The 12,413-nt window shown below is 64.7% G+C and carries 12 protein-coding genes; 6 read left to right on the forward strand and 6 right to left on the reverse strand.

Translation table 11 applies throughout. From position 1 onward, the window contains the following. Nucleotides 1–349: 349 nt before the first annotated feature. Nucleotides 350–559 carry a hypothetical protein gene (locus DL899_RS07335; protein ID WP_111733388.1) on the reverse strand — a complete coding sequence of 70 codons (210 nt, stop codon included), beginning with the start codon at nt 557–559 and terminating at the stop codon, nt 350–352. A gap of 360 nt (nt 560–919) precedes the next feature. Here DL899_RS07335 and DL899_RS07340 point away from each other — a divergent pair, with 360 nt between their 5' ends. Continuing rightward, nucleotides 920–1,750, forward strand: a complete 831-nt coding sequence (locus tag DL899_RS07340) for a lytic transglycosylase domain-containing protein (RefSeq protein WP_239494641.1) — start codon at nt 920–922, stop codon at nt 1,748–1,750. Between the two features lie 31 nt (nt 1,751–1,781). Here DL899_RS07340 and DL899_RS07345 read toward each other — a convergent pair whose 3' ends face one another. From DL899_RS07345 to tldD, 5 genes are all read right to left on the reverse strand, one after another. Further along, nucleotides 1,782–2,408, reverse strand: coding sequence for a 3-oxoacid CoA-transferase subunit B (locus DL899_RS07345; protein ID WP_111733390.1), 627 nt, complete (start codon nt 2,406–2,408; stop codon nt 1,782–1,784). A 3-nt stretch (nt 2,409–2,411) separates the two neighbouring features. Then, complete coding sequence (locus DL899_RS07350) at nt 2,412–3,107, reverse strand: CoA transferase subunit A (protein WP_111733392.1); 696 nt, start codon at nt 3,105–3,107, stop codon at nt 2,412–2,414. 204 nt (nt 3,108–3,311) lie between these two features. After that, nucleotides 3,312–5,831, reverse strand: coding sequence for a type I DNA topoisomerase (gene topA, locus DL899_RS07355; RefSeq protein WP_111733394.1), 2,520 nt, complete (start codon nt 5,829–5,831; stop codon nt 3,312–3,314). A 146-nt stretch (nt 5,832–5,977) separates the two neighbouring features. Then, nucleotides 5,978–7,210: a DNA-processing protein DprA gene (gene dprA / locus DL899_RS07360; RefSeq protein WP_111733396.1), complete on the reverse strand. Its 1,233-nt coding sequence runs from the start codon at nt 7,208–7,210 to the stop codon at nt 5,978–5,980. Nucleotides 7,211–7,295: 85 nt separating this feature from the next. Beyond that, nucleotides 7,296–8,720: a metalloprotease TldD gene (tldD, locus tag DL899_RS07365; RefSeq protein WP_111733398.1), complete on the reverse strand. Its 1,425-nt coding sequence runs from the start codon at nt 8,718–8,720 to the stop codon at nt 7,296–7,298. A gap of 216 nt (nt 8,721–8,936) precedes the next feature. Here tldD and coxB point away from each other — a divergent pair, with 216 nt between their 5' ends. The 5 genes from coxB to DL899_RS07385 all read left to right on the forward strand — a co-directional run bounded on the left by coxB (nt 8,937) and on the right by DL899_RS07385 (nt 12,372). Further along, a complete protein-coding gene (gene coxB, locus DL899_RS07370; protein WP_111733400.1) occupies nt 8,937–9,779 on the forward strand; it encodes a cytochrome c oxidase subunit II in 843 nt (280 codons plus the stop codon). An 82-nt stretch (nt 9,780–9,861) separates the two neighbouring features. Then, a complete protein-coding gene (cyoE, locus tag DL899_RS07375) occupies nt 9,862–10,803 on the forward strand; it encodes a heme o synthase (RefSeq protein ID WP_111733401.1) in 942 nt (313 codons plus the stop codon). After that, nucleotides 10,803–10,964: a hypothetical protein gene (locus DL899_RS19590; protein ID WP_204355268.1), complete on the forward strand. Its 162-nt coding sequence runs from the start codon at nt 10,803–10,805 to the stop codon at nt 10,962–10,964. The genes cyoE and DL899_RS19590 overlap by 1 nt, the downstream gene beginning before the upstream one ends. Next, nucleotides 10,964–11,545, forward strand: a complete 582-nt coding sequence (locus tag DL899_RS07380) for a cytochrome c oxidase assembly protein (protein WP_111733403.1) — start codon at nt 10,964–10,966, stop codon at nt 11,543–11,545. The genes DL899_RS19590 and DL899_RS07380 overlap by 1 nt, the downstream gene beginning before the upstream one ends. Nucleotides 11,546–11,571: 26 nt before the next feature. After that, nucleotides 11,572–12,372 (forward strand): cytochrome c oxidase subunit 3, encoded by an 801-nt coding sequence (locus DL899_RS07385; protein WP_111733405.1) that lies wholly within the window; start codon nt 11,572–11,574, stop codon nt 12,370–12,372. Nucleotides 12,373–12,413 lie beyond the last annotated feature (41 nt).

Consider the following 12,413-nt stretch of genomic DNA (forward strand, 5'->3'; position numbering starts at 1 on the left):
GCGAACCCTGGACGACAACGACGAGGTCGCGCCGGAGATGTGGCTGACGGTCCCGAGCGCCGTGCTGATAATCGCGGTGCTCCGCACCACCGAGTCGAGAGTGACGGTGCCGCTGTCGTCCCACCATTGGGCGCGAAACGGGCCGTCAGGCCAGCGGGTACGGAACCGTACCGCGGCCCCTTTGATAGTATCTGCCAAGACGCCCCCGCCTTTCGATGCGTCAAGATCTGCCGACCTCGCGTCATCCAGAGGGAGTTGTTTCACAAACCGTTAATATCTACCGCCCGCAGACAGAAAACCGGCCGCAAGACAGATGTCTTGCAGCCGGCTTGATTGTTCAGACGATGGTTCACTCCGCATCCGGGAGGCCAACGCCACCAGTTCCGCCGGAACCGGCAGTCACGCCCGTCTCGATCTTGGTAGCCAGGGCGTCAACACCGTTGGAAACGGTGGCAACACCGGCAACACCCAGACCCACGACAGCTGCGGTCAGAACGACCCAGTCAACGGTCACGGCGCCTTCTTCTTCCGAGCGGAATTTTTTGATAAACTTGATCATGGTTGGTCCCTCCAAAGGATCTCTGTGGTTCGGTTTCCAACCGCGCCGGGGGTTGACAGGGCCGCCTCTCTCAAAAAAGGCCCGTCGCCGTTGCGGTATGGGGAGATATAGCCAGTGGAATCGGGCAGGAATTTGGCAGCATTGGAGGCATTTTGTGAATCGAATTTTCCTTCCCGGATATATGTTTAAGATATTGAAAACACGTAATAAAAAATTGAATAAAATTCTGGATTGCGGTGATTTCGGCTGATTTTGGGGCATCATAACCCGCGCTATTGTTCGGTGGCGGGGGATAAACACCGTGAAATCACGGACTGTTTCGATTATGCTTCCTGCAAAAGAAACCGAGGCAAGGCAGTGATCCGTTTCCCGATCTTCGTGGCTTTCGCAGCCGCTCTGGCGGTGGCCGGGGGTGCGGTGGCCGACAGCCCGCCGCCATTTCCCGACTTTACCTTCAAGATGGGCAAGCCGCCCAAACCCGGCGCCGGCAAGCGCATCACCGTGCAGATCGAGCCCGGCGACCAGCCGCTGCCCAGGGCGCGCGATGCCGACGAGGTGGCCGAAGAGGGTGAAAGCCCGGGCGCCGCATCACCGGCGTCACACTATGGCTGGTTCTGGTCCGAGGTGGAAACCGCAGCAGACACCGACCCCACCGCGCGCCTGTCGCGCGCCTTTGACCTCCTGGACAAGGGGCCGGACGGCGCGCGTGTCGCCGCCCCTCGGCTGCAGTTGATGCAATCCATCGCGTCACGCGACGGACCCGACATCCTGCGCGCCACAATCGGCACACGGGTTTCGCCGGCACTGGCGTTGGCGGTGATCGCGGTCGAATCCGCCGGCCAGGTCGGGGCCACCAGCAGCAAGGGCGCGCAGGGGCTGATGCAGCTGATGCCCGATACTGCCACGCGGTTCGGCGTGACCGACAGCCTGTCAGAGGCCGAGAACATCCGCGGCGGTGTTGCCTATCTGGATTGGCTGCTGGATGAATTCGGCGGCGACGCGGTGCTGGCGCTCGCCGGCTACAACGCCGGTGAAGGCGCTGTCAGGGCGCATGGCGGGGTGCCGCCCTTTGCCGAGACGCGCGACTATATCCCCAAGGTGCTGGCCGCCTTTCGGGTGGCCAGCGGCCTGTGCCAGACGCCGCCGCAACTGATCACCGACGCCTGTGCGCTGAGGCTCGCCGCCAACTGATGGGCGCTGGCCGCGCCCGTCAGTCAGGGTTCTACACGATCGTGGCTTCGGTCTTTTCGATCATCTCTTCGCGGGTGACACCGGGCGCACATTCCACGATATGCAACCCCTTGTGGGTGACATCGAGCACGCCGAGATTGGTGATGATGCGATCGACCACGCCGGTCCCAGTCAGCGGCAGCGTGCATTCCTTCAGCAGCTTGGGCACACCGGCCTTGTTGGTGTGGTCCATCACCACTACCACGCGGCCGACGCCGGCGACGAGGTCCATCGCGCCGCCCATGCCCTTGACCAGCTTGCCGGGAATCATCCAGTTCGCCAGGTCGCCGTTCTCGGCCACTTCCATTGCGCCCAGGATCGCCATGGCGATCTTGCCGCCGCGGATCATGGCAAAGCTGGTTGCGCTGTCGAAATAGGCGGTGTGGGGCAGTTCGGTGACCGTCTGCTTGCCCGCGTTGATCAGGTCGGGGTCGACCTCGTCTTCGGTCGGGAAGGGACCGATGCCCAACATCCCGTTTTCCGATTGCAGTGTCACATGCACGCCTTCGGGAATGTAGTTGGCCACCAGCGTCGGAATCCCGATGCCGAGGTTCACATACATCCCGTCTTCCAGTTCCTGTGCCGCACGGGCGGCCATCTGATTGCGGTCCCAGGGCATGTCTCAGGCCTCCCTAACGGTGCGTTGTTCGATGCGTTTCTCGTGGTCGCCCTGGATCAGGCGATGCACATAGATGCCCGGCAGGTGGATGTTGTCGGGGTCGAGGCTGCCTGCGGGTACGATCTCTTCGACCTCCATCACACAGACCTTGCCGCACATCGCCGCCGGCGGGTTGAAGTTGCGCGCCGTCTTGCGGAACACGGCGTTGCCGGTCTCGTCGGCTTTCCACGCCTTGACGATCGAGAGGTCGGCAACGATGCCGCGTTCAAGGATATAGGTCTCGCCGTCGAAATCCTTGTGCTCCTTGCCCTCGGCCACCTGGGTGCCGACGCCGGTCTTGGTGTAAAAGCCGGGAATGCCGGCGCCGCCCGCGCGCATGCGTTCGGCCAGTGTGCCCTGCGGGTTGAATTCGATCTCCAGCTCGCCTGCCAGGTACTGGCGCATGAATTCCGCGTTTTCGCCCACATAGGACGACATCATCTTTTTCACCTGGCGAGTCTGCAGGAGTATGCCGATACCGAAATCGTCAACCCCGGCATTGTTCGACGCAAAGGTCAGATCCTTCACACCCGAGTCCTGTATCGTCTTGAGCAGCAGCTCGGGGATGCCGCAGAGGCCGAAACCCCCTGCGGCGATCAGCATGCCGTCATGCAACAGTCCGTCGAGCGCCTCGGCTGCGGACCCGTAGATCTTGCTCATGGATAACCCTCCTGAATTTCATCCCGATATGGGGCAGGCAGGGCATGAGTGTCAACGCCTGCCCCGGGGATCGGGCGTCGTGCGGTTGGCCAGGGGGGAGTTTGGGTATTTTCGACCAGAAAGAAGCAACAGGCACGTTTGCCCATGCTTCTTTCCGGTCCCCGGCATCTCAGCCGGCGGCATTCATTCCCGCTCGGACAGGGTCTATTTCCCGGCGGCAGTCTTGCGCCGCGCGGCCGGTTTCTTGCCCTTGCCCTTTTTCGCGGCTTTCTCGGCGATCAGTTCCACGGCCTTTTCCAGCGTCATGTCGGCCGGTTCGACCCCCTTGGGCAGGGTAGCGTTGATCTTGTCCCATTTCACATAAGGGCCATAGCGGCCGTCCATGACATTGACCGCGCCCCCCTTTTCGGGGTGCTCGCCCAGTTCCTTCAACGGTTTGGCCGCCGCGCCGCGCCCCTTGCCACGGCTGGCGGCCTTTTGCGCCAGCACCTCGACCGCGCGGTTCATGCCGATGGTAAAGACCTCGTCGGCCTCCTTGAGGTTGGCATAAAGCTTGCCGTGACGGACGAAGGGTCCATAGCGGCCGATGCCGGCTTCGACCGGTTCGCCGTCCTCGGGGTGCGGCCCGATCTCGCGCGGCAGGCTGAGCAGCTTGAGCGCGCGTTCCAGGTCCATGTCGTCCGCGTTCCAGCCCTTGGGCAGGCTGGCGCGGGGCGGCTTGGGGATTTCCTCGGTCGGCTCGCCACGCTGGACATAGGGGCCGAATCGGCCGGTGCGCAGGCTGATCTCGTCGCCATTATCCTCGCCCAGCACCCGGTCGCCGGATTCGATCTCGCCCCCGATGGGGCGGGTATAACGGCATTCGGGGTAGCGCGAGCAGCCGACGAAGCCACCCGAGCGCGAGGTCTTGAGGTGCAACTGCCCCTCGCCACACAGCGGACAGATGCGCGGGTCGCTGCCGTCCTCGCGCGGGGGGTAGAGTGTGGGCGCAAGTGCCGCGTCCAGCTTGTCGAGCACCTCGGATATGCGCAGCTCGGACGTTTCGGCGATGGCGGCCGAGAAATCGCGCCAGAAATCCGCCAGCACCTGCTTGTAGTCGGCATCTCCGGCGCTGACGACGTCAAGCTTTTCCTCGAGGTCGGCGGTAAATTCATAACCCACGTACTTGCGAAAGAAGTTCAGTAGGAAATGGGTGACGATGCGGCCCTTGTCCTCGGGGATGAGGCGGTTCTTTTCCTTGCGGACATATTCGCGTTCCTGGATCGTTGTGACGATCGAGGCATAGGTCGAGGGCCGGCCGATACCCAGCTCTTCCATCTTTTTCACCAGCGTCGCCTCGGTATAGCGCGGCGGGGGCTGGGTGAAATGCTGCTCAGGGCTGACCGCGCGTTTTTCGGCCGGCTCGCCCTCGGCAATCTGGGGCAGGCGGGCGCTGTCGCCATCGTCGCCGTTGTCGTCGCGCCCCTCTTCATAGATCTTGAGGAAGCCGTCGAACAGCACCACCTGGCCGGTGGCGCGCAGCCCGACCTGGCCGTCGGCGCTGGTGATGTCGACTGTGGTACGTTCGAGGCGGGCGGCCTCCATCTGGCAGGCCAGGGTGCGTTTCCAGATCAGGTCATAAAGCCGCCGCTGATCGGTGTCCGAGATCCGGATCGCGCTGGCGTCGCGGGTCATGTCGGTAGGGCGGATACATTCATGCGCTTCCTGCGCGTTCTTGGCCTTGTTCTTGTACATGCGCGGGGACTTCGGCACGTATTGCGGGCCGAAACGGTCTTTGATGGCGTCGCGCGCAGCGTGCACCGCCTCGGGCGCCATGTCGATGCCGTCGGTTCGCATATAGGTGATGAGCCCGGCCTCGTAGAGCCGTTGCGCCGCGCTCATGGTCTGGCGCGCGCCCATGCCGAACTTACGGCTGGCCTCCTGCTGCAGGGTTGAGGTCATGAAGGGCGGCGCCGGGTTGCGGTTCGCGGGCTTGGCCTCGACCGAGGTGACGGTCAGGTCGCGGCTTTCGATGGCGGCGCGGGCAAGTTCGGCCTGGGTGGCGTCGGAGATGTCGAACTTGTCGAGCTTGCTGCCCGCCAGCGTGACCAGGCGCGCCTGGTATTCCTGTCCGCGCGGGGTGACCAGCGTGGCGGTGAGGGTCCAGTATTCGCGGGGGCGGAATGCCTCGATCTCCATCTCGCGTTCGACGATCAGGCGCAGGCAGACCGACTGCACCCGCCCGGCCGAGCGCGCGCCGGGCAGCTTGCGCCAGAGCACCGGCGACAGGTTGAAGCCGACGAGGTAGTCCAGCGCGCGGCGCGCAAGGTAGGCATCGACAAGGGCTTCGTCGACGTTGCGGGGGGATTTCATCGCCTCGGTGACGGCGGATTTGGTGATCGCGTTGAAAACGACGCGGCTGACCTTGGTATCCTTGCGGATGGCGCGGCGCTTGCGCAGCGCCTCTTCCAGGTGCCAGCTGATTGCCTCGCCCTCGCGGTCGGGGTCGGTTGCGAGGATCAGTTCGTCGTCGTCCTTCAGCGCGTCGGCGATGGCCTTGACGTGGGGGCGGGCGTCGGTGCCGATCTCCCATTTCATGGCAAAGCCGTCATCGGGATCGACCGATCCGTCCTTTGGCGGCAGGTCCCGGACGTGCCCATAGGATGCCAGAACCGTATAGTCGGATCCCAGATACTTGTTGATGGTCTTGGCCTTGGCTGGGGATTCGACAACGACGACTGGCATGAAAACTCCTTGCGACTCGGGCCACCGCATATGGCCGGGCAGGATGTGGGCGTGCAAGCGGGAATGTCAATCGTACCGTGCTGGCCGGTGTCGCCGGTGGTTTCCGGGTCGCACGCCGCTGCACTCGCCGGAGAAGGGCGCGAGGGTCAGGCGCTGCGCGACAGCAGGCCGCCGGGATGGCGGGTGATCCTGCCGTCGAGTTCCAGTTCGGTCAGCGCGGGCGCGACCGTCGCCGCCGGCGCGGCGAGATCGCGGATCAGCTGATCCTCGGCCAGCGGCGAGGGACCGAGGCGATTCAGAATGTCGCGGTGCAGCGTGGCGGTTTCGCGCGGGTTGCGCCGGTCAGGTGCAGGCGCGGGTGGCGTGCCCGGCGCGGGCGACCGGGTGGCGCGCGCAGGCGCGGGCGCGGCGTTGCGCGCCGGTATCTCTGTCAGGGCATTACGCGCCGCCGCCTCGTTCAGAGAAAGCTGAACGGGCGGTGCCTTGGCCTGCGGCAGCGCCTCTATCACGTCGGCGGCGGACCGTACCAGCGTTGCGCCGTCGCGGATCAGCATGTTGCAGCCGGCGGCGCGCGCGTCAAAAGGGTGGCCCGGCACTGCCAGCACGTCGCGCCCCTGGTCCAGCGCGGCCCGCGCCGTGATCAGCGATCCCGACCTGGCCGCCGCCTCGACCACCACCAGCGCCTGCGCCAGCCCGCTGATGATGCGGTTGCGCGACGGAAAATGACGCGCCTGCGGCACCAGCCCCATGGGTTGTTCGGAAAGGCGCACGCCATTGGCGAGGATTTCATCGCCCAGCCGAGCGTTTTCGGCCGGATAGACAACGTCGACGCCGCTGGCCAGAACCGCGACGGTGCCGGTATCGCGCGCCGCAAGATGCGCCGCGGTGTCAATCCCGCGCGCCAGCCCCGAGACAACGACATGGCCCGCCTCGCCCAGCCTGCCCGCCAGCGCGCGCGCCATTCGCAACCCCAGCGACGAGGCATTGCGCGCGCCGACCAGCGCGACCATCGGGCGCGACAGTACAGAGATGTCGCCCATCGCCCACATCAGCGGCGGTGCATCGGCGACCTGGGCCAGCGCGGGGGGATAGGCGGGATCACCAATGCAGATCATCCGTGCCCCGGCCGCGCGGGCGGCAATAATTTCGGCCTCTGCCACCTCGGGCGGGCAGGGGGTATAGCCGCGCGCCCCGGCGGTGCGGGCGATTTCGGGCAGGGCTGCCAGCGCATCGGCGGCATTGCCGTGTTCGGCCATCAGCCGGTAAAAGGTCGACGGTCCCACCCGGCGAGAGCGCAAGAGGCGAAGCCACGACACCCGGTCATCTTCCGTGGTGGGTGGGAGTGGGGGGTGAGTGGAAGGATGTGTATCCTCGGTCATCGTGACTCCGCCGTCTTGACGGAATCACTCCTAGCGCACGCAGGGTTAATGCACGGTAAACCAGACAGACGAAATCGCGCCGCGCTCAGCCCGCCGCCGACCCGCCCACCGTCAACCCGCCGATCAGAACGGTCGGCTGGCCGACCCCGACAGGCACCCATTGACCGGCCTTGCCGCAGGTGCCCATGCCGGGGTCGAGCGCCATGTCATTCGCCAGCCCGCGAATGCGTTGCAATGCCGTCGCCCCGTCGCCGATCAGCGTGGCGCCGCGCACGGGCGCGCCAACTTTGCCGTTCTTTACCCTGTAGGCCTCGGTGCAGGAAAAGACGAACTTGCCGCTGGTGATGTCGACCTGCCCGCCACCGAATCCCACCGCGTATAGGCCGTCCTTCAGTTCGGACACCAGGTCGCCCGGTGCGGCATCGCCGCCCATCATCAGGGTGTTGGTCATCCGCGGCATCGGCATGTGGGCGTGGCTTTCACGGCGGCCATTGCCGGTGGGGGCGGTGTCCATCAGCCGCGCGTTCTGGCGGTCCTGCATCAGGCCGACCAGGATCCCGTCCTCTATCAGGACGGTGCGCGCGCCCGGCGTGCCCTCGTCATCGACGGTGAGAGAGCCGCGCCGGTCGGGGATGGTGGCGTCATCGACCACGGTCACCCCCGGCGCGGCGATGCGGCTGCCCATCAGCCCGGCAAAGGCCGAGCTGCCCTTGCGGTTGAAATCGCCCTCCAGCCCGTGGCCGATGGCCTCGTGCAGCAGGATGCCGGGCCAGCCGGGGCCAAGCACCACGTCCATCACCCCCGCCGGCGCGGGTTCGGCGCCCAAATTGACCAGCGCGATCCTAAGCGCCTCTCGCGCCTTGCCCTGCCAGTCGGCGGGGTCAAGCAGACCGTCCAGGCCAATCCGCCCGCCGCCGCCGGCGTGACCCGATTCGCGGCGTCCGTCCTGCTCGACGATGACGGCGATGTTGAGCCGCGCCATCGGGCGGGTGTCGGTGACCTCGCGCCCGTCGGGGCGCAGGATCGTGACCTCCTGCAGCCCGGCGGCCAGGGTGGCGCTGACCTGCACCACGCGCGGGTCAAGTCCGCGGGCAAAGGCGTCGATCTCGCGCAGCGTGTCGATCTTGGCGGGAAAGGTCGCGCCGGCGATCGGGTCGGCGTCTGTATAAAGGCGGGTATTGGTGCGCTGCGGCGGCGGCGCCATCACCCCGCCGCCAGCGCCAACCGCCAGCCGTGCGGTATCAACTGCGCGCGCCAGCGCCGCCTCGGAAATCTCGGTGGAGTGGGCGTAGCCGGCCACTTCGCCGTTGACCGCGCGCAACCCGAACCCCTGCGCGGCATCGTAAGAGGCGGTCTTTACCCGCCCGTCGTCGAATACCAGCGATTCGGCCCTCCGGCGTTCCAGAAACAGCTCTCCGTCGTCGCCCCCTGCCGTCGCCGCGCGCAGATGCAGCAGCGCCGTTTCGCGGTCGATATCGGTCTCAAAGGGGCGGAAAGGGGTGTCGGTCATGCGGTCGTCCTTGATTGTGGCGGAACCTCTGGCGGCAAACTATTTTTTGACCTATGTCAAAAAAAGCGGCATCAGGCCGCATGCTCTTTCTTGTCTGTGCTGGTAGAATATGGTTTTTACCGCCTGCATACAAAGGGGTGCCGACGATTTCGCGCGGCATCGCCGGACAGAAGCTTAACGCGGCGGGAAACCGCTGCAACCGGAACAGGGTGCAAAATGCGACGACTTACCAGCCTGATGGCCGCCACGGCCGCGATGACAGCCCTTCCCGCACTGGCCCAGGAGACGGGCCAGGCGATAGGCAAGCCGGTCGACGGTGCAATGGGTTTCCAGCCAGCCGCGACCGAGTTGGCGCGCGATCTGCAGTGGCTCGACGGAATGATCAACGTGATCATCTTCGCCATCGTCGCGCTCGTCTGCGTGCTGCTGCTGATCTGTCTGGTGCGGTTCAACGGTCGCGCCAATCCGAAGCCGTCGCGCTTTACCCACAATTCGCCGCTCGAGGTGGCCTGGACGGTGGTGCCGATCGTTATCCTGATCTTTATCGGGGCGTTCTCGTTGCCGGTGCTGTTCAAGCAGCAGGAGATCCCCGATGGCGACATCAACATCAAGGTCACCGGCTACCAGTGGTTCTGGGGTTATGAGTACACCGATCATGATTTCGGGTTCGAGAGCTTCCTGTTGCCGCGTGAGGAACTCGCCGATTACGGATACTCGCCCGATGAATACCTGCTGGCGACCGATACCCAGATCGTCGTGCCAGTGGGCAAGACCGTGGTGATGCAGGTGACCGGCGCCGACGTGATCCATTCCTGGACCATCCCCGCATTCGGTGTGAAACAGGATGCCGTGCCGGGCCGGATCGCCCAGCTGTGGTTCACGCCCGAAAAGGAAGGTATCTATTTCGGCCAGTGTTCCGAACTGTGCGGAAAGGACCACGCCTATATGCCGATCACCGTCAAGGTGGTGAGCGAGGCGGAATACGACGAATGGCTTGACGGCGCGATCGAAGAATACGCCGGCACGCCGCGCACGGTGGATGTGGCCTCGGCCAACTGAACTGTATAGGGTGCGGGGGCGAACAAGGCCGCGAATGCGTGCCCTGTGACGGCCCGCCGATCTGCAACGAGGGGAGAAGGGAATGAGCGACGCAGGGCTTCGCAGCGCCACCGCTGATGCGGGCGATGCCGGCTTTGCCGACTTCTTTGCCCTGCTCAAGCCGCGGGTGATGACGCTAGTGGTGTTCACCGCCTTTGTCGGGCTTTACGCCGCGCCGGTGTCGGTGCATCCGCTGGTCGGTTTCGCTGCGATCCTGTTCATCGCCGTGGGCGGCGGTGCGTCGGGTGCGCTCAACATGTGGTGGGACTCTGACATCGACCGGGTGATGCGGCGCACGCGCGCCCGCCCGATCCCCACCGGCCGCATCACCGAGGCCGAGGCGTTTGGTTTCGGCATGGCGCTGGCCGGTTTCGCGGTGATCCTGCTGTGGCTAGCCACGAATGCGCTGGCGGCGGCGCTGCTGGCATTTACCATCTTCTTTTACGTCGTCATCTATTCGATGTGGCTGAAACGCTCGACGCCGCAGAACATCGTCATCGGCGGTGCCGCAGGGGCGTTTCCGCCGATGATCGGCTGGGCCGCGGCGACCGGCAGCATCGGCATCGAGGCGGTGCTGATGTTCGCGCTGATCTTCATGTGGACGCCGCCGCATTTCTGGGCGCTGGCGCTGTTCATGAAGAGCGATTACGACGATGCCGGCGTGCCGATGCTGACCGTCACCCACGGGCGCCGGGTCACGCGCACGCATATCTTGGTCTATACCGTGCTGCTGGCCGGGCTGGCACTGGGCGCGGGCTTTACCGCGCTGGGCGGTCCGATCTACCTGACCGTGGCTGTCGTGCTCAACGCGTTGTTCCTCAGGGGGGCCTGGGCGATCTGGCGGCGCGACGAGACGGCGGCAGAGGCTGACGGTTATCGCGTCGAAAAGCGGTTCTTCCGCGATTCGCTGTTCTATCTATTCGCGCATTTCGGCGCCATCGCGCTGGACACTGCGGCGGCGCCGTTCTGGGGTGGGGTTTGGTAATGGCGCTGTCCCGGCAACACGAGCTGCACAAGCGGCGGTTTTCAAGGAACCTGGGGTTGGGGCTGGTGCTGGGGGCGCTGGTGGCGCTCTTTTTCGGGCTGACCATCGTCAAGGTGACCAACGAAGGCGCCGCCCGGCCGACAGCAGAGGAAGCCAACTGATGGCGATGGATGCCAATACCCGCACGCTGACGCGGCTGGTGGGCGTGGTCGTCGTCATGGGGGCGATGGCCTGGGCGTCGATACCGCTTTACAATTGGTTCTGCCGGGTCACCGGCTATGGCGGCACCACCGGAACCCAGGTGGCCGCCCCGGGCGAGGTGCTGGACCAGACCATCAAGATACGTTTCGACGCGTCCAAGGACCGCGACTTTCCCTGGGAATTCCGCCCCCTCGTCCGCGAGACAGAGCTGCGCATCGGCGAAACCGGGCTGGCCTTTTACGAGGCATACAACCCCACCGACCGGCCCATCGCCGGGCAGGCCGCCTATAATGTCACGCCCTTCGAGGCGGGCAGCTTTTTCAACAAGATCGAGTGCTTCTGCTTTACCGAACAGGTGCTGCAGCCCGGCGAACGGATCGAGATGCCGGTGACGTTCTACGTCGATCCGGAAATCGTCACTGACCGCGACGCCAAGTTCGTGCACACGATCACGCTGTCCTATACCTTTTACGAAATCGACCTGCCCCTGGAACAGGCCGCGCTGGCGGCCGGGGGCGACACCGGTAATACACCCAACTGACAAACGCTTTGGCGAGGGATACGGCTATGGCACATGAGAAGAACCACGATTATCACATCCTGACCCCCTCGGCGTGGCCGCTGCTGGGGGCGGTCTCGGCCTTTGTGATGCTGTTTGGCGCAGCGCTCTATTTCCACGATGGCGGGCCCTGGATGATGCTGATCGGCATGATCGGCGTGGCCTATGTCATGTTCGGCTGGTGGGGCGAAACCATCAAGGAAAACCAGGAAGGCGATCACACCCCGGTGGTGCGGATCGGCCTGCGCTATGGTTTCATTCTCTTCATCATGTCCGAGGTGATGTTCTTTTCGGCGTGGTTCTGGACCTTCTTCAAGCACGCCATGTATCCCATGGGCCCCGATAGCCCGCTGGTCGACGGCCAGTGGCCGCCCGCCGGGATCGAGACCTTCGACCCCTGGCACCTGCCGCTGATCAACACGCTGATCCTGCTCAGCTCGGGCGCGGCGGCGACCTGGGCACACCACGCCCTGGTGCACGAGAACAACCGCAACGACATGAAATGGGGGCTGACCCTGGCGATTGCCTTGGGCGCGCTCTTTACCTTCTTTCAGGTGTATGAATACAGCCACGCCGCCTTTGGCTTTTCCGGCAACATCTACGGCGCCAGCTTCTTCATGGCGACCGGCTTTCACGGCGCGCACGTGCTCATCGGCACGATCTTCCTGTTCGTGTGCCTCATGCGGGTGCTGAAGGGGCATTTCACGCCCGAAAACCATATCGGGTTCGAAGCTGCGGCATGGTACTGGCACTTTGTCGACGTGGTCTGGCTGTTCCTCTTCGCCGTGATCTATATCTGGGGAAGCTGATCACGCGCGGCGAACCGGGCTTCGCCTTCGGCGAGGGTATT

Origin of the sequence: Roseovarius amoyensis (assembly GCF_003260265.1) — a bacterium.
GTDB lineage: Bacteria > Pseudomonadota > Alphaproteobacteria > Rhodobacterales > Rhodobacteraceae > Roseovarius > Roseovarius amoyensis.

Bases quoted from the DNA above. Each gene is read 5' to 3' on its own strand.
- DL899_RS07335 (WP_111733388.1), bottom strand. From the start codon at position 559: ATGATCAAGTTTATCAAAAAATTCCGCTCGGAAGAAGAAGGCGCCGTG.
- DL899_RS07345 (WP_111733390.1), bottom strand. From the start codon at position 2,408: ATGCCCTGGGACCGCAATCAGATGGCCGCCCGTGCGGCACAGGAACTG.
- DL899_RS07350 (WP_111733392.1), bottom strand. From the start codon at position 3,107: ATGAGCAAGATCTACGGGTCCGCAGCCGAGGCGCTCGACGGACTGTTG.
- topA (WP_111733394.1), bottom strand. From the start codon at position 5,831: ATGCCAGTCGTCGTTGTCGAATCCCCAGCCAAGGCCAAGACCATCAAC.
- dprA (WP_111733396.1), bottom strand. From the start codon at position 7,210: ATGACCGAGGATACACATCCTTCCACTCACCCCCCACTCCCACCCACC.
- tldD (WP_111733398.1), bottom strand. From the start codon at position 8,720: ATGACCGACACCCCTTTCCGCCCCTTTGAGACCGATATCGACCGCGAA.
- coxB (WP_111733400.1), top strand. From the start codon at position 8,937: ATGCGACGACTTACCAGCCTGATGGCCGCCACGGCCGCGATGACAGCC.
- cyoE (WP_111733401.1), top strand. From the start codon at position 9,862: ATGAGCGACGCAGGGCTTCGCAGCGCCACCGCTGATGCGGGCGATGCC.
- DL899_RS19590 (WP_204355268.1), top strand. From the start codon at position 10,803: ATGGCGCTGTCCCGGCAACACGAGCTGCACAAGCGGCGGTTTTCAAGG.
- DL899_RS07380 (WP_111733403.1), top strand. From the start codon at position 10,964: ATGGCGATGGATGCCAATACCCGCACGCTGACGCGGCTGGTGGGCGTG.
- DL899_RS07385 (WP_111733405.1), top strand. From the start codon at position 11,572: ATGGCACATGAGAAGAACCACGATTATCACATCCTGACCCCCTCGGCG.